Origin of the sequence: Pseudomonas sp. SWI36, assembly GCF_002948105.1 — a bacterium.
Classification (GTDB): domain Bacteria; phylum Pseudomonadota; class Gammaproteobacteria; order Pseudomonadales; family Pseudomonadaceae; genus Aquipseudomonas; species Aquipseudomonas alloputida.
In genome coordinates this window covers 2,743,443-2,759,145 of the sequence record NZ_CP026675.1, presented here as the reverse complement: position 1 = coordinate 2,759,145, position 15,703 = coordinate 2,743,443, and the positions used below count along the sequence as shown (strand labels likewise).

At 63.2% G+C, this 15,703-nt stretch carries 13 protein-coding genes and 1 pseudogene; 10 read left to right on the top strand and 4 right to left on the bottom strand.

Features of this window, described 5'->3' with window-relative positions; translation table 11 throughout:
* The first annotated feature begins 12 nt into the window (after positions 1–12).
* From C4Q27_RS13270 to C4Q27_RS13260, 3 genes and pseudogenes are all read left to right on the top strand, one after another.
* Positions 13–1,314, top strand: a complete 1,302-nt coding sequence (locus C4Q27_RS13270; RefSeq protein WP_064493545.1) for a pitrilysin family protein — start codon at positions 13–15, stop codon at positions 1,312–1,314.
* A pseudogene (locus C4Q27_RS13265) lies at positions 1,307–2,676 on the top strand (M16 family metallopeptidase). The gene C4Q27_RS13270 and the pseudogene C4Q27_RS13265 overlap by 8 nt, the downstream one beginning before the upstream one ends.
* Positions 2,677–2,736: 60 nt before the next feature.
* Complete coding sequence (locus C4Q27_RS13260) at positions 2,737–3,729, top strand: hydrolase (protein ID WP_010955654.1); 993 nt, start codon at positions 2,737–2,739, stop codon at positions 3,727–3,729.
* A 102-nt stretch (positions 3,730–3,831) separates the two neighbouring features.
* Here the strand turns inward: C4Q27_RS13260 and C4Q27_RS13255 are convergent, their stop codons facing one another.
* Both C4Q27_RS13255 and C4Q27_RS13250 read right to left on the bottom strand, forming a co-directional pair.
* Positions 3,832–4,686: a sulfurtransferase gene (locus C4Q27_RS13255; protein ID WP_104886943.1), complete on the bottom strand. Its 855-nt coding sequence runs from the start codon at positions 4,684–4,686 to the stop codon at positions 3,832–3,834.
* A gap of 35 nt (positions 4,687–4,721) precedes the next feature.
* Entirely contained in the window at positions 4,722–5,387 is a 666-nt protein-coding gene (locus tag C4Q27_RS13250) for a TetR/AcrR family transcriptional regulator (RefSeq protein ID WP_020192222.1), read from the bottom strand.
* 150 nt (positions 5,388–5,537) lie between these two features.
* Here C4Q27_RS13250 and C4Q27_RS13245 point away from each other — a divergent pair, with 150 nt between their 5' ends.
* The 5 genes from C4Q27_RS13245 to C4Q27_RS13225 all read left to right on the top strand — a co-directional run bounded on the left by C4Q27_RS13245 (position 5,538) and on the right by C4Q27_RS13225 (position 10,034).
* Positions 5,538–6,968 carry a coniferyl aldehyde dehydrogenase gene (locus tag C4Q27_RS13245; RefSeq protein WP_104886942.1) on the top strand — a complete coding sequence of 477 codons (1,431 nt, stop codon included), beginning with the start codon at positions 5,538–5,540 and terminating at the stop codon, positions 6,966–6,968.
* 10 nt (positions 6,969–6,978) lie between these two features.
* Positions 6,979–7,464, top strand: coding sequence for a twin-arginine translocation pathway signal protein (locus C4Q27_RS13240; protein ID WP_104886941.1), 486 nt, complete (start codon positions 6,979–6,981; stop codon positions 7,462–7,464).
* A gap of 20 nt (positions 7,465–7,484) precedes the next feature.
* Entirely contained in the window at positions 7,485–9,083 is a 1,599-nt protein-coding gene (locus C4Q27_RS13235) for a GMC family oxidoreductase (RefSeq protein WP_104886940.1), read from the top strand.
* Between the two features lie 112 nt (positions 9,084–9,195).
* Positions 9,196–9,681 (top strand): pantetheine-phosphate adenylyltransferase, encoded by a 486-nt coding sequence (gene coaD, locus C4Q27_RS13230; protein ID WP_010955660.1) that lies wholly within the window; start codon positions 9,196–9,198, stop codon positions 9,679–9,681.
* Positions 9,682–9,782: 101 nt separating this feature from the next.
* Positions 9,783–10,034, top strand: coding sequence for a YfhL family 4Fe-4S dicluster ferredoxin (locus tag C4Q27_RS13225; RefSeq protein ID WP_003249063.1), 252 nt, complete (start codon positions 9,783–9,785; stop codon positions 10,032–10,034).
* A 545-nt stretch (positions 10,035–10,579) separates the two neighbouring features.
* Here the strand turns inward: C4Q27_RS13225 and mutM are convergent.
* The gene (gene mutM, locus C4Q27_RS13215) at positions 10,580–11,392 is read right to left on the bottom strand and encodes a bifunctional DNA-formamidopyrimidine glycosylase/DNA-(apurinic or apyrimidinic site) lyase (RefSeq protein ID WP_010955661.1); all 813 of its coding nucleotides are present in this window, start codon (positions 11,390–11,392) and stop codon (positions 10,580–10,582) included.
* A gap of 3 nt (positions 11,393–11,395) precedes the next feature.
* The gene (locus C4Q27_RS13210) at positions 11,396–12,214 is read right to left on the bottom strand and encodes an HDOD domain-containing protein (RefSeq protein ID WP_172835041.1); all 819 of its coding nucleotides are present in this window, start codon (positions 12,212–12,214) and stop codon (positions 11,396–11,398) included.
* 175 nt (positions 12,215–12,389) lie between these two features.
* Here C4Q27_RS13210 and C4Q27_RS13205 point away from each other — a divergent pair, with 175 nt between their 5' ends.
* Together C4Q27_RS13205 and ilvD are read left to right on the top strand one after the other, a co-directional pair.
* Positions 12,390–13,586: a class I SAM-dependent rRNA methyltransferase gene (locus C4Q27_RS13205; protein WP_004575470.1), complete on the top strand. Its 1,197-nt coding sequence runs from the start codon at positions 12,390–12,392 to the stop codon at positions 13,584–13,586.
* Between the two features lie 270 nt (positions 13,587–13,856).
* Positions 13,857–15,698 carry a dihydroxy-acid dehydratase gene (ilvD, locus tag C4Q27_RS13200; protein ID WP_003249056.1) on the top strand — a complete coding sequence of 614 codons (1,842 nt, stop codon included), beginning with the start codon at positions 13,857–13,859 and terminating at the stop codon, positions 15,696–15,698.
* Positions 15,699–15,703: the final 5 nt, after the last annotated feature.

The window sequence follows — 15,703 nt, the reverse complement described above, 5'->3', positions numbered from 1 at the left end:
AGCAGTTCAACCATGGCCGAACACCCCTCCCCGCCGCTAATGGCAGCCTCGAAAGGTTCTTTTACCCTCGCCAACGGCCTGCACGTCTGCCTGCGTGAAGACCACCGTGCGCCACTGGTCAGCGTGCAGCTGTGGTACCACGTAGGCTCCAGCTACGAACCTGAAGGCCACACCGGCCTGTCCCATGCCTTGGAACATCTACTGTTCGAGGGCAGCAGCAAACTGGCCCCTGGCCAGTACTCAACCCTGATGACCCGCTTGGGCGGCGACCCGAATGCATTCACCTATGCGGATGCCACGGTATTTCCGCTCACCTTGCCAACCCGCCACCTGGAAATTGCCCTGGAGGCCATGGCTGATGGAATGGCCAGTGCCACCCTCGGCGATACGCCCTTTGCTCGGGAACTGGCAGTGGTCATGGCTGAGCGACGCGAGGCAGTGGACAACAACCCTTGGGCATTGGCGCTGGAGCATCACGACTTGCTGGCTTACGGCAATAGTGGCCATGGCACGCCTGTCATTGGCCACATGTCAGATCTGGAGAGCCTCACTCCAGCCGCAGCACGTACCTGGTACAAGACCTGGTACCACCCCAACAATGCCACCCTCGCCGTGGCCGGCGACATCAGCCTGCTACAACTGCAAACCTTGGTGACGCGCCACTTTGCGGCGATCCCCGCCCATCGCTTGCCGATGCGGCCCTTACCCACAGGGCCCTCCTCCCAGGGCCGGCGTTTTCAGACGCTGCGCCTGCCAGGCTTGCACAACGGCGTGATCATAAGCTTCAAACTACCCAGCCAGCGTACCGCGCGGTCTGCCAGGCAGGCCTACGCGCTGCGTCTGCTTCCCGATCTGCTTGCCAACGGCTACAGCAGCATCCTCCAGCGCAGGCTGCTGCTGGACGAACCAATCCTGCAATACATCAAAGCGACCTATGAACCCTGGCAGCGCGGTGACAGCTTGCTGACCCTTTACGCGTTCTGCAGCCCACACGTAACCCCGCAGACCGCCGCCGAACGACTGATGCAGGAGATCGAAGCGTTTCGCCAGTCGGCGCCAGCCAAGGAACACCTGCAACGTGCCAAGGCTCGTCTGCTGGCCAGGCTGCTGTTCGAACGGGACGACATTGCCGAGCAGGCCCAAACCATGGGTAAACAGGCCGCCTGTGGCTTGCCGGTCATTTCGCTCGAGGAAGAACAACAGGCCATCGAGACCGTGACAGCCGAGCAGGTAGGCCTGGCTGCCTATGAATTCCTCACCCATTCCCGTGCAGCCTTCACGTTCACGCACCACAAGGAAAGCGCTCATGACTGACTCAACGACCCTGCAACAGCCTGCCGGAGCCAACAACCTCTACGGCGGGCTGCTCTCTGCCCAGGGACTTGACCTGGACCAGTTCGAAACCATCCATACACAGGTTCAAGCGTGGAAGACGACTGCGGGCACGGACGTCAAATTCGTTGAAGCACGGGAACTGCCAATCGTTGACGTGATACTACGGTTCAAGGCCGGCACCACGCAGGACACTCTGTACCCTGGCCTGGCAGCCTTGACGCTCTCCATGCTCGATGAGGGTAGCCAAGCCTACACGGCCGCCCAGCAGGCTGAGCACCTGGAGCGCCTGGGCGCGGTCATGGAAAAACAAGTACGTCTGGAACATGCGACGCTGCGCCTTCGCAGCCTTAGCCCCCTTCTTTGCTCGACCCGGCCTTGGCGGTGTTCACCGACCTCGTGGCCCACCCAGTCTTCCACCCAATGGCCCTGACCAGGATCAAGCGCCAGTTGCTGCAAAACCATGCATCGCGCGAGCGGCTACCCATCCTCAGAGCACGTAGCGAAGCCTTCCGCCACCTGTTCAACGGGCATCCTTACGGCAACCCTCTGGGCAGCACCGCTCAAGGTATCGAGGCCATTACCCCTGAGGACTTGCGGGCATTCCACCAACGCGCCTACAGCGCCAGCAACCTTGAGATGGTCGTGGTAGGCGACCTTTCGCCTGGACAAGCCCAAGCCATCTCACAACAGATCAGCCAGGCCCTGCCGCAAGGCTGGTCGGCCACTGAACTACCGGCGGCCCCATCAGCTCCCAGCGCGACGATAGCCGTCGAGCAGGCTGGTGCCAGCAGTGCGATCCTGCTGGCACTGCCAATGAACGTACCCGCCAACGATCCGGAGTTTCTGGCCCTGACCTTGGCAAGTGCTGTTCTGGGAGAGGGCCTCGAGTCGCGCTTGATGGTGGAGTTACGCCAACGACGCGGCCTGACCTACGGCGTGCACACGCATGTATTGCCACTGAGTGCAGGCGGCCTGTTCACCGTGGAATGGGAGGTTACGCCCCAGCATGTGCAGGGCACGCAGGCACTGGTAGAAACCCTGCTACAGGCGTTCATCGACGAAGGGCCCACCCAGCTGGAGCTGCAACTGGCACGCAAACAGCTGGAAGGGCAGTTGCTGCGAGGGATCGCGCAGAACAGGCAACTGGCAACACTGCTGACGGAAGTAACCCATCAACGGCAACCTGCCGATCATCTCGACACGTACAGCGCCCGTATTGCCGAACTTACCCCGGCAGATGTCCGAGCCGTCATGCAGCGCCGGCTGGCCCTGAGCCGCAAGGTGCTTGTCAGTGTCGGACCAGGCGTTCAGCAACAGCCGCTGCCAGCCCCCGACCAATAGCGCAGGTATTGTGGCGCTGTTTCATGGCAAGCTAGCAGGGCACATCATGAGCCACCCAGCATGCCCAGCCACAACGCCACATTCCGTCCGGCCATCGGCCTATCCAATCCCCACCTGCAGACCCTGTGGGGGCCGCTCTGGCGCAAGCTGCCTGAGCTGCAGCGTGACCGAGAGCGGCTGTGGCTGGCCGACGGCGACTTCATCGACCTGGACTGGCACGGCCCGCACCAACCCCATGCGCCACTGGTCATTGTGCTGCATGGGCTGACCGGCTCGTCTCACTCGCCCTACGTGAAAGGCTTGCAGCAAGCGCTGCAAGATCGCGGCTGGGCCAGTGTGGCCGTGAACTGGCGGGGTTGTTCAGGCGAGCCCAACCTGTTGCCGCGCAGCTACCATTCCGGCGCCAGCGAAGACCTGGCGGAAATTGTCAGCCATCTTCGCGCCCAGCGCCCGCTGGCGCCGCTGTATGCAGTGGGTTATTCGCTGGGTGGCAATGTACTGTTGAAATACCTGGGAGAGAGCGGCGTCGCCAGCCAACTGGAGGCAGCGGCTGCAGTTTCGGTGCCCTTTCGCCTGGACCACTGTGCCGACCGTATCGGCCAAGGGTTCTCCAAGGTGTATCAGGCGCATTTCATGCGCGAGATGCTGGCGTATGTTCAGCTCAAGCAGCGGCACTTCCACGCCCGGGGCCAGCATGAACAGCTGGCGACACTGGAACGCTTGGGCCAACTCACCAATTTGCGCACATTCTGGGACTTCGACGGTAAAGTCACTGCACCGCTCAATGGCTTTCGCGATGCGCACGACTACTATCGCCGCTCATCGAGCCACTTCTTCCTTGGCCAGAACCGCACACCTACGCTGATCATCCATTCCAGCGATGACCCGTTCGTGTCCAGCCACAGCCTGCCGACGGCCCGTGAACTGTCACCACAAACCCGCTTCGAACTGCATGACCGCGGTGGGCATGTGGGATTTGTCGATGGTAGCCTGCGAAATCCGGGGTACTACCTGGAACGACGGATTCCGCAGTGGCTGGTGGACGGTAGCTAGCCCGCGAATTGGTAAAGGCTGCGCGCCCCCTGTGGGAGCGGGCATGCCCGCGAACACCGGCATTGCCGGTGCCACCCACCGCGGGGGTTCAACCCGGTCTGCTTACTCGCCGGTGGCCACAGCATGCTGCGGGTTGTTGATCCACTCACTCCACGACCCCGCATACAGCTTGCCCAGCGGGTACCCCGCCAGCGCCAGCGCAAACAGGTTATGGCAAGCGGTTACCCCAGACCCACAATAAGACACCAACTGCTCCGGCGCCCGTCCAGCCAGCTTTTCGGCAAAACGCTGCTTTAGCTCATCCGCCGGCAGAAAACGCCCGTCATCCCCCAGGTTGTCGGTAAACGCCGCGCACTGGGCACCGGGAATATGCCCCGCCACCGGGTCGATCGGTTCCACTTCACCACGAAAACGTGGCAAGGCACGCGCATCGATCAAGGTCAGGTCTGTGCTACCAAGGCGCTTGCCCAGATGGTCGGCATCGATCAGCAGCTTCGCGTCAGGTTCACCACTGAAAGTGCCCTCACGTTTGGGTGGAGGGTCCAGGCTCAACGGCAGGCTCGCTGCGTGCCAGGCCTTCAAGCCACCGTCGAGAATCGCCACACCACTGCGCTTGCCCAGCCAGACCAGTAGCCACCAGGCGCGGGCGGCAAAGGCGCCGGGGCCGTCGTCGTACAGCACCACCTCGCTGTCGTTGTTCAGGCCCCACTCTCGCAGGCGCTCGACCAGCCGCTGCGGATCGGGCAATGGGTGGCGCCCGGTGCGCCCCTTGCTCACCGGCCCGCTGAGATCCCGGTCCAGGTCGGCAAAATGCGCCCCCTCAATATGCCCCAGGGCATAGCTGCGCTGGCCATAGTCCACATCCTCGAGGGCAAAGCGGCAGTCGAGGATCACCAACTTGGGCGAGCCCAGACGCTCGGCCAACTGCTGCGGGGTGATCAATTGCGCAAGGGGCATGACAATCTCCTGATCGATGGCACGAGAGCCCTGGGCTAGTGCTCCAGGGCCTGGTTGAACGGTACATGGAATTCCTGACACAGCGCGTCTACGGCAGTACGGGCATTGTCGGTGACGAAACCGAGCTCCAGCACCAGCACCTGATAGACGCCGCGCTTGAAGGCTTCTTCACCCAAGTGCGCAGAATGTTCACGCGTGGTGCTGAGAAAACGTACCCATGATGTCAGCACGATCCAGGCGTTGATGGTCAGTGACTCGATCTGCGCCGGCACCATGGCCAGGATGCCAGCCTCGACGAAGCCGCGGTAGATCGCCTGGCCCTGGCGCAGGCAGCGCTCGGAAAAACGCCGGTAACGGGCGGCCAGTTCGGCATCGCTGTCCAGCAGATGCTCCAGGTCACGGTGCAGGAAGCGGTAGTTCCACATCGCCGCCAGCAAGGCCTTGAGGTAGAAGCGCTTGTCTTCCACGGTTGCCGCGCGGCCCTGTGGCGGGCGCAGAAAACTGTCCACCAGCGCTTCGTACTGGCTGAACAACAGGGCAATGATCGCCTGCTTGTTGGGAAAGTGGTAATACAGGTTGCCGGGCGAGATTTCCATGTGCGCGGCAATGTGGTTGGTACTGACGCTGCGTTCGCCCTGCTGGTTGAACAGCTCCAGGCTGTTCTGCACGATGCGCTCTCGGGTCTTCATGCGCGGGGCCATGCTCGCTCCCAGTCTGCGGGCCTTCATCAAAGGTTTATCTTACGGCGTATTACAGATGGAATGCACCGTTGAACGGCATGTAAAAATTCGCACCATGGTACAAATTAGAGTATAGGCTCTAGGCAACCCCGGCCCGGACTCGACATCACCATGAACTCGCCCAGTGCCTTGCCCCCTGTGCAATTCGACCTCGACCTCGCGACGACGTTCGCGGCCCAGCGCCTGGCTTTTGCCGGTAACCCGCTGCCACCAGCGGCGCAGCGGCGCCAGTGGCTGAAGAGCCTGCGTGAAGCCTTGCTGAGCAGCCAGGCAGAACTGATCGAAGCCATCAGCCAGGATTTTACCGGGCGCAGCGCCGACGAGACCTTGCTGGCCGAACTGCTACCGTCGGTGCAAGGCCTGCGCCACGCCGAAAAGCACTTGCAACGCTGGATGCGCAGCCGCCGACGCCGCGTCGGCCTGGCGTTCCAGCCGGCCAGCGCACAGGTGCGCTATCAACCCTTGGGCGTGGTCGGCGTCATCGTGCCGTGGAACTACCCGTTGTTCCTCGCCATCGGCCCGTTGACCTGCGCCCTGGCCGCCGGCAACCGGGTCATGCTCAAGCTTAGCGAGGCCACGCCCGCGACGGGCCTGGCCCTGCAGCAACTGCTCGAGCGTGTGTTCCCCACAGACCTGGTCAGCGTTGTGCTCGGTGAGGTCGAGGTGGGCCAGGCCTTCGCCCGCCTGCCCTTCGACCACCTGCTGTTCACCGGTGCCACCAGCGTGGGCCGCCAGGTGATGCAGGCTGCCGCGCACAACCTGACCCCGGTCACCCTGGAGCTGGGTGGCAAATCCCCCGCTATTGTTTCTGACGATGTGCCGCTGGACAGCGCCGCCGAGCGCATCGCCTTCGGCAAGACCCTAAACGCCGGCCAGACCTGCGTCGCCCCCGACTACGTACTGGTGCCGCGCGAACGGCTGCCCGCCTTCAGCGACGCCTACCAGCGCGCCGTGCACCGACTGTACCCGCGCATCGCCGACAACCCCGACTACACCGCCATCATCAACCCGCGCCAGTTGCAGCGCTTGCAGCACCTGCTGGACGATGCCCGCGCCAAAGGCGCGCAAGTACTCGACTTGTACCCAGGCGAAACCCCGCAGGGCCGACGCCTGCCGCCACACCTGCTGCTGGACGTGAACGACAGCATGCAGGTGATGCAAGACGAAATCTTCGGCCCGCTATTGCCGTTAGTGCCTTATGACGGCATCGACCAGGCGTTGGCCTACATCAACCAGCGCCCACGCCCATTGGCGCTGTACTTCTTTGGCTATGACCGCCGCACCCAGGAGCATGTGCTGCGTCACACCCACTCCGGCGGTGTGTGCCTGAACGATACCTTGCTGCATGTCGCCCAGGACGATCTGCCCTTCGGCGGCATCGGCCCTTCAGGCATGGGCCACTACCATGGTCATGACGGTTTCCTCACCTTCAGCAAGGCCAAGGCGGTACTTGCCAAGCAACGCTTCAACGCCGCACGGCTGATCTACCCGCCTTATGGCAAAGCCTTGCAGCGCCTGGTCTACAAACTGTTCATCCGCTGAGGGCCGCGCCATGCACCGCCGCGACCTGCTGCGTTTCAGCCTCGGCGCCAGTGCTTTTCTGGCGGGTGCCAGCCTGGTGGGGTGCAGCGTGCAAACCGCCGCGACCGGCTATCAGGTACTTCGTGACGACGACCTGCCCCTGCTGCGTGCGCTGATCCCGGTGGTCCTGACCGGTACACAGGCCACCGAGGCGCCGGTGTTGCGCAGCCTCGACAACAAGCTGGCGGCGTTGTCGCCGGAAATGCTCAAGCTCACCCGGCAATTGTTCGACGTGCTCAGCCTGCCGCTGACTCGCGGCCCGCTGACCGGCGTCTGGGGCAGCTGGGGCCAAGCTGGCGCCACGCAGGTCACGGCGTTCCTGCAACGCTGGCAGGACAGCTCGCTGAACCTGCTACGCATGGGGCACGCCTCGTTGCTGCAACTGCTGCAAATGGCCTGGTACGAACGCCCCGAATCCTGGGCAGGCTGCGGTTACCCGGGCCCACCGAAAATCTGAAAACAACAAGAGCATCGCCAATGCCTGTCCCCGACCCGTTTCGCCAAGGCCTCGAACGCGGCTGGATCACCCACGACGCCTCGCGCCTGGAGCACGACCTGTTTCTGGAGGCCGACATTGCCGTGATCGGCAGTGGTGCCGGCGGCGCCACCAGTGCGCAGATGCTCAGCGCTGCCGGTTTCAAGGTACTGCTGATCGAAGAAGGCCCCCTGAAGACCAGTAGCGATTTCCACCTGCTGGAGAGCGAAGCCTACGCCAGCCTGTACCAGGAAGGGCTGGGGCGCATGAGCAAGGATGGCGCCATTACCATCCTGCAGGGCCGCGCCGTGGGCGGCACCACCCTGGTGAACTGGACCTCGAGCTTTCGTACCCCGCCGCAAACCCTGGCGCACTGGGCCTCGGTCCATGGCGTGAACGGTTTGGGCGAGGATGAACTGCGCCCCTGGTTCGAGCGCATGGAGCAGGAACTGGGCATCAGCCCTTGGGCCTTGCCGCCGAATGCCAACAACGATGTGCTGCGCCGGGGCTGCGAACAGCTGGGCTACCGCTGGGGGGTGATCCCGCGCAATGTGCGCGGCTGCTGGAACCTGGGCTACTGCGGCATGGGCTGCCCGGTGAATGCCAAACAATCGATGCTGGTGACCCGTATACCTGCCACCCTCGAGCAAGGCGGCGAACTGCTGTACCTGGCGCGGGCCGAGCGCTTCGCTCACAACGGCGAACGCATTCAGAGCCTGACATGCCAGGCCCTGGACGCCCAGGGCATACACCCTACCGGCAGGCAGGTCAGCGTGCAGGCACGCCATTACCTCCTGGCCGGTGGCGGTATCAACAGCCCGGCCCTGCTGCTGCGCTCTGCCGCGCCCGACCCGCATGGTCGCCTGGGCAAGCGAACCTTCCTGCACCTGGTCAACTTCAGTGCGGCACGCTTCAGCGAGCGTATCGACCCCTACTATGGCGCCCCGCAGTCGATCTACAGCGATCACTTTCAGTGGCAAGACGGCGCAGACGGTCCGGTTGGCTACAAGCTGGAAGTGCCGCCACTGCACCCGGCCCTGGCCAGCACCCTGCTGGGCGGGCACGGCCACGAGAATGCCCAGCGCATGGCCGAGCTGCCCCATACCCATGTGATGCTGGCGCTGCTACGCGATGGTTTTCACCCCGAAAGCCAGGGCGGGTCCGTGGAGCTGCGCGGCGATGGTTCACCCGTGCTCGATTATCCGGTCACCGACTACCTGCGTGACGGCTTGCGGCGCGCCTACCGCAGCATGGCACACGTCCAGTTTGCCGCTGGCGCCACCCAGGTAACCCCGGTGCACAGCGACGCCAGCGCCGCCTCTAGCCTGGAACAGGCCCTGACCATGATCGACAAACTGCGCCTGGAGCCCTTCCGCACGCGCTTGGGCAGCGCCCATGTGATGGGCGGCTGCGCCCTCGGCGAAGACCCGCGCCACGCGGTGTGCGACAGCCTGGGCCGCCATCACCAGCTGGAAAACCTGTCGATTCACGACGGTTCACTGTTCCCCACCAGCATCGGCGCCAACCCGCAATTGTCGGTGTATGCCATCAGCGCCAGGCTCAGCGAAGCACTGGTCAGCCGCCTGGCACACAGCGCATGACAACGAACATGGCCCCTGTCTATAGTGCCATCAGTCGGCCGCATGACTTGGCCGGGGCGCCGTCGCTGCGCTACCATCCGACTCCCCAACGCACTCCAGCCAGGATGACGCGATGAACCGAGTGTTGTACCCGGGTACTTTCGACCCCATTACCAAAGGCCATGGCGATCTGGTCGAGCGCGCTTCGCGGCTATTCGACCACGTGATCATCGCGGTGGCGGCCAGCCCCAAGAAAAACCCTTTGTTCCCCCTGGAGCAACGGGTTGAGCTCGCCCGTGAGGTCACCAAGCACCTGCCCAATGTCGAAGTCATCGGCTTCTCTTCCCTGTTGGCGCATTTCGCCAAGGAACAGGGCGCCAACGTCTTCCTGCGTGGCCTGCGTGCGGTGTCCGACTTCGAGTACGAGTTCCAGCTGGCGAACATGAACCGGCAACTGGCCCCCGACGTCGAGAGCCTGTTCCTGACGCCGTCGGAGCGTTATTCGTTCATTTCCTCGACCCTGGTCCGGGAGATTGCGGCGCTGGGCGGTGATATCAGCAAGTTCGTCCACCCGGTGGTGGCCGACGCACTGACTGAACGCTTCAAGAAGCAAGCCTGACGCCTGATTGTCGCGCCCGCGTGCACTGCGGGCGCGAATGCGGCACAATTGTGCCCATTGCGTTGAACATGCCCGGGCTGTGAGCCCCGGCCGGAGTCCCCATGTCCCTGATCATCACCGACGATTGCATCAATTGCGACGTCTGCGAACCCGAGTGCCCGAACGAGGCTATCTCCCAAGGCGAAGAGATCTACGTGATCGACCCTAACCTGTGCACCCAGTGCGTAGGCCATTACGACGAGCCGCAGTGCCAGCAGGTCTGCCCGGTCGACTGCATCCCGCTGGATGAAGCGCACCCGGAAACCGAAGAACAGCTGATGGCCAAGTATCGTCGGATCACTGGCAAGGGCTGATCACTGCCCTTCCCTGCACGGTCCCTGTGGGAGCGGGCATGCCCGCGAACACCGGCGTAGCCGGTGCCATTCATCGCGTCGCCTGTTTCGCGGGCTTGCCCGCTCCCACAGTTACCGCGCCAACATTCAGGTTTCGCTTCAGGCGAAGAGATCTGCGTGATCGCCCCCTTACCTGTGCCTGGCAAGGGCTGATCACTGCCCTTTCCTGCACGGCCCCTGTGGGAGCGGGCATGCCCGCGAACACCGGCGTAGCCGGTGCCATTCATCGCGTCGCCTGTTTCGCGGGCTTGCCCGCTCCCACAGTTACCGCGCCAACATTCAGGTTTCGCTTCAGGCGAAGAGATCTGCGTGATCGCCCCCTTACCTGTGCCTGGCAAGGGCTGATCACTGCCCTTCCCTGCACGGTCCCTGTGGGAGCGGGCGTGCCCGCGAACACCCGCGTAGCCGGTGCCATTCATCGCGTCGCCTGCTTCGCGGGCTTGCCCGCTCCCACAGTTACCGCGCCAACGTTCAGGTTTCGCTTCAACAGGTTCGCAGCGAACGTTTCATCGTTGGCAGCGCGGGCAGTACACGCTCGCCCTCTGACCCAGCTTCACTTCGCGCAACTCAGTGCCGCATACCTTGCACGGCTGCCCGCCACGCCCGTACACAAACAGTTCCTGCTGGAAGTAGCCCGGCTGCCCATCGCCACCGATGAAGTCACGCAGGGTTGTACCGCCCTGCTCAATCGCCGCCGCCAGCACCCGTTTGATCTCGATCGCCAGTTTCAGGTAGCGCGCCCGGGAAATCCCACCCGCCTCCCGGCGTGGGTCGATACCGGCGGCAAACAACGCCTCGGTGGCGTAGATGTTGCCCACCCCTACCACCACCGCGTTGTCCATGATGAACGGCTTGACCGCCATCGACCGCCCGCGGGACAGCTGGAACAGCCGTTCACCATCGAACAGGTCGGTCAGCGGCTCAGGCCCCAGGCGCAGCAGTAACTCATGGTTCAGAGGGTCCAGGCTCCACAGCATGGCACCAAAGCGGCGAGGGTCGGTGTAACGCAGCATCAGCCCAGACTCCAGCTCGATGTCGACATGCTCATGCTTGGCCGCCGGCAAGCCCAACTCGACCAGCCGCAAGTTGCCCGACATGCCCAAGTGGCTGATCAGCGTCCCCACTTCGGCATTGATCAACAGGTACTTGGCGCGTCGCTCCACGCTGACGATGCGCTGCCCCGACAGGCGCACATCGAGGTCTTCCGGGATCGGCCAGCGCAGCCGCCGGTCGCGAACCACCACACGGCTGACCCGCTGGCCTTCCAGGTGTGGCGCAATACCGCGTCGGGTGGTTTCTACTTCTGGCAATTCCGGCATGTGTCAGTGTCCGCCCAACTCGCGAATGTTCTGCTTGAGGTTTTCGAAATCGTATTCCGACAAACCAATGTAATCGAGCACCAAGGGGCCCACCACATTCCATTCGTGGTCCACCGCCTGGTTGCCCAGCACCCGGTAGGACGCGCAGATATGCTCAGCCATCTTCAGCACAGCCAGCAGGTTTTTCAGCTGGCTCTGGGTATTGCGCGAGGTATCGTCGCGGAACACGGCCAAGGCATTGTGGTGGTTGGCGATGGCCGCACTGAGGTGCTCGGGCAAGCGCCAGGATTTGGCTGTGAAGTAGCCGACCACTGAATGGTTGGTGTTGAACGTGCGGTTTTCGGTATCGACCACGCGTGTTTCTTCGTCGGCCTTGGCGTATGCCTCTTCCAGCACGTCCATGTAATCGGGGAAGCGCTTGAGCATCAACGGCACGCCACAGTCATGGAAGAGGCCAAGGGTATAGGCCTCGTCCGCCGCCTGTATGCCGGTACGCTTGGCCAGCGTCAGACAGGTCATCGCGACGTCCTGGGCGGTATCCCAGAAGCGGTTGAGGGTAACGATGGTCTCGTCACTCATCTCGCCCTTGATCGACTGGGCGTTGATCAGGTTGATGATCGAACGGCTACCCAGCAGGTTCACCGCACGCTGGATCGAACCGATCTTGTTCGACAAGCCGAAGTGCGGAGAGTTGACCAGCTTGAGCAAGGCGCCAGAGAGGCCCGGGTCCTGGGAAATCAGCTTGGCGATGGTTTCCAGGTCTGGGTCAGGCATGTACTGCTCGAACTGCAGATCGACCATGATCTGCGGTTGAGGCGGGATGGTGATGCCTTGCAAGGCTTGCTGGATCTGTTCGGCGCTGAGTTCTTGGGACATACGTGCACACTCGTTTAGGACGCGGCATTTTAACCCTCTAAGCGCTCCCAGTTACCACACCTCTAAAGGCGAAAGCACAGCAGACACGCTATAATCCCGCTCTTTTTCCCGGAGCGACGTCATGTCCCTGCCCAGCCTTCGCCTCAAAGCCAATGCCGACCGCCGCCTGCGCGCCGGCCACCTGTGGGTCTACAGCAACGAAGTCGATGTCAGCGCGACCCCTTTGCAAGGCTTCCAGGCGGGTCAGCAGGCCATTCTCGAGGCAGCCAACGGCAAGCCGCTGGGCATCGTCGCGCTGAGTCCGAACAACCTGATCTGCGCCCGCCTGCTGTCACGCGACATCAAGCTGCCGCTGGACAAGTCGCTGCTGGTACACCGCCTGAACGTCGCCCTGTCGCTGCGCGAGCGCCTGTTCGACCAGCCGTGCTACCGCCTGGTCTACGGTGACTCCGACCTGCTCCCGGGCCTGGTGGTCGACCGCTTCTTCGATATCCTCGTGGTGCAGCTGGCCTCGGCCACCATGGAAGCGCACAAGGATGATGTGATCGCCGCACTGGTGCAGGTGCTCAAGCCCAGCGGCATCCTGTTCAAGAACGATTCGGCCGCGCGCGACGCCGAAGGCCTGCAGCGCTATGTCGAGACCGTCTACGGCGAAGTGCCGGACTGGGTGCCGCTGGAAGAGAACGGCGTCAAGTTCGAAGCTCCGGTGCGCGAAGGCCAGAAGACGGGCTGGTTCTACGACCACCGCATGAACCGCGCCCGCCTGGCACCGTACGTGAAGGGCAAGCGTGTACTCGACCTGTTCAGCTACATCGGCGGCTGGGGCGTGCAGGCCGGTGCCTTTGGCGCCAGCGAAGTGTTCTGTGTCGATGCCTCGGGTTTTGCCCTGGACGGCGTGGAGCGTAACGCTGCACTGAACGGCATCAGCGAGAAGCTGACCTGCATCGAAGGCGACGTGTTCGAAGCCCTGCGCGAGCTCAAGGCGGCCGAAGAACGCTTCGACGTGATCATTGCCGACCCACCTGCCTTCATCAAGCGCAAGAAGGACCTGAAAAACGGCGAAGCGGCCTACCGCCGCCTGAACGAACAGGCCATGCGCATGTTGAACAAAGACGGCATCCTCGTCAGCGCCTCGTGTTCAATGCACCTGCCCGAGGACGACCTGAACAACATCCTGCTGACCAGTGCCCGCCACCTGGACCGCAACATGCAGCTGCTTGAGCGAGGCGGTCAGGGCCCGGATCACCCGGTACACCCGGCCATCGCCGAAACCCGCTACATCAAAAGCATCACCTGCCGGTTACTGCCAAACAGCTGATATCTGCCAAAAAGGGCCGCCCAGCGGCCCTTTCCTGCCGCAATCCCCCCGCCAACCATCCACATCTGCATTCCCTCACCGCGCCAGCGGTGTAGAATCGGCCTATTCATCGCCAGTCATCCCCGGCGGGTTTATGAGCTCTGGTCAAGCACGCGGCGATCCCGCGCGGTCTTGGCCCCATCCGTGCCAGTGGCAACCGGCCTGCGGCGCAAAGGACAAGAGAAGCTCACTCCCCTATTTGTGACCTGATTAAGCCGCCAGGAGTGTTTCATGCCTGATTATCGTTCCAAGACTTCCACCCAAGGCCGCAACATGGCCGGCGCCCGTGCCCTGTGGCGCGCCACCGGGATGAAGGACGAAGACTTCAAGAAACCGATCATCGCCATCGCCAACTCGTTCACCCAGTTCGTCCCGGGCCATGTGCACCTGAAGGACCTGGGCCAGCTGGTGGCCCGCGAAATCGAACGCGCCGGTGGCGTGGCCAAGGAATTCAACACCATCGCGGTCGATGACGGCATCGCCATGGGCCACGACGGCATGCTGTACTCGCTGCCAAGCCGCGAAATCATTGCCGACGCGGTGGAATACATGGTCAATGCGCACTGCGCCGACGCCATCGTCTGTATCTCCAACTGCGACAAGATCACCCCCGGCATGCTGATGGCCGCCCTGCGCCTGAACATCCCGGTGATCTTCGTTTCCGGCGGCCCGATGGAAGCCGGCAAGACCAAGCTGGCCAGCCACGGCCTGGACCTGGTCGATGCCATGGTCATCGCGGCCGACTCCACGGCCTCCGACGAGAAAGTCGCCGAATACGAGCGCAGCGCCTGCCCGACCTGCGGTTCGTGCTCCGGCATGTTCACCGCCAACTCGATGAACTGCCTGACCGAAGCCCTGGGCCTGGCCTTGCCGGGCAACGGTTCGACCCTGGCCACCCACTCCGACCGCGAGCAGCTGTTCCTCACGGCCGGCCGCACCATCGTCGAGCTGTGCAAGCGCTACTACGGCGAGAATGACGAGTCGGTACTGCCACGCAGCATCGCCAACTTCAAAGCGTTCGAAAACGCCATGATGCTGGACATCGCCATGGGCGGTTCGACCAACACCATCCTGCACCTGCTGGCAGCAGCACAGGAAGGCGAAGTGGCGTTCGACCTGCGCGACATCGACCGCCTGTCACGCAAAGTGCCGCAGCTGTGCAAAGTGGCGCCGAACATCCAGAAGTACCACATGGAAGACGTCCACCGCGCCGGCGGCATCTTCAGCATCCTCGGTTCGCTGGCCCGTGGCGGCCTGCTGCACACCGACCTGCCGACCGTGCACAGCCGCAGCATGGAAGAAGCCATCGCCAAATGGGACATCACCCAGACCGATGACGAAGCCGTGCACACCTTCTTCAAGGCTGGCCCTGCCGGTATCCCGACCCAGACCGCATTCAGCCAGTCGACCCGTTGGGAAACCCTCGACGACGACCGTGAAAACGGCTGTATCCGCAGCTTTGAACACGCCTACTCGCAAGAGGGCGGCCTGGCCGTGCTGTACGGCAACATCGCGCTGGATGGCTGCGTGGTCAAAACCGCCGGTGTCGACGAATCGATCCACGTGTTCGAGGGCACCGCGAAGATCTTCGAAAGCCAGGACAGCGCCGTGCGCGGCATCCTCGCCGACGAGGTGAAAGCCGGCGACATCGTGATCATCCGCTACGAAGGCCCGAAAGGCGGCCCGGGCATGCAAGAAATGCTCTACCCGACCTCGTACCTCAAGTCCAAAGGCCTGGGCAAGGCCTGCGCCCTGCTCACCGACGGTCGCTTCTCGGGCGGTACCTCGGGCCTGTCGATCGGCCACGCCTCGCCAGAGGCCGCGGCGGGCGGCGCCATCGGCCTGGTGCGCGACGGCGACAAGGTACTGATCGACATCCCTAACCGTTCGATCAACCTGCTGGTCAGCGATGAAGAGCTGGCGGAACGCCGTGTCGAGCAGGACAAGAAGGGCTGGAAGCCAGCCGAGGTCCGTCCACGCAAGGTGACCACCGCGCTCAAGGCCTATGCCCTGCTGGCCACCAGTGCCGACAAAGGCGCTGTGCGTAACAAGGCGATGCTGGAAGGCCTCTGAGGTGC

Bases quoted from the DNA above. Each gene is read 5' to 3' on its own strand.
- C4Q27_RS13205 (WP_004575470.1), top strand. From the start codon at position 12,390: ATGTCCCTGCCCAGCCTTCGCCTCAAAGCCAATGCCGACCGCCGCCTG.
- C4Q27_RS13225 (WP_003249063.1), top strand. From the start codon at position 9,783: ATGTCCCTGATCATCACCGACGATTGCATCAATTGCGACGTCTGCGAA.
- C4Q27_RS13235 (WP_104886940.1), top strand. From the start codon at position 7,485: ATGCCTGTCCCCGACCCGTTTCGCCAAGGCCTCGAACGCGGCTGGATC.
- mutM (WP_010955661.1), bottom strand. From the start codon at position 11,392: ATGCCGGAATTGCCAGAAGTAGAAACCACCCGACGCGGTATTGCGCCA.
- C4Q27_RS13240 (WP_104886941.1), top strand. From the start codon at position 6,979: ATGCACCGCCGCGACCTGCTGCGTTTCAGCCTCGGCGCCAGTGCTTTT.
- C4Q27_RS13255 (WP_104886943.1), bottom strand. From the start codon at position 4,686: ATGCCCCTTGCGCAATTGATCACCCCGCAGCAGTTGGCCGAGCGTCTG.
- coaD (WP_010955660.1), top strand. From the start codon at position 9,196: ATGAACCGAGTGTTGTACCCGGGTACTTTCGACCCCATTACCAAAGGC.
- ilvD (WP_003249056.1), top strand. From the start codon at position 13,857: ATGCCTGATTATCGTTCCAAGACTTCCACCCAAGGCCGCAACATGGCC.
- C4Q27_RS13250 (WP_020192222.1), bottom strand. From the start codon at position 5,387: ATGGCCCCGCGCATGAAGACCCGAGAGCGCATCGTGCAGAACAGCCTG.
- C4Q27_RS13245 (WP_104886942.1), top strand. From the start codon at position 5,538: ATGAACTCGCCCAGTGCCTTGCCCCCTGTGCAATTCGACCTCGACCTC.
- C4Q27_RS13270 (WP_064493545.1), top strand. From the start codon at position 13: ATGGCCGAACACCCCTCCCCGCCGCTAATGGCAGCCTCGAAAGGTTCT.
- C4Q27_RS13260 (WP_010955654.1), top strand. From the start codon at position 2,737: ATGCCCAGCCACAACGCCACATTCCGTCCGGCCATCGGCCTATCCAAT.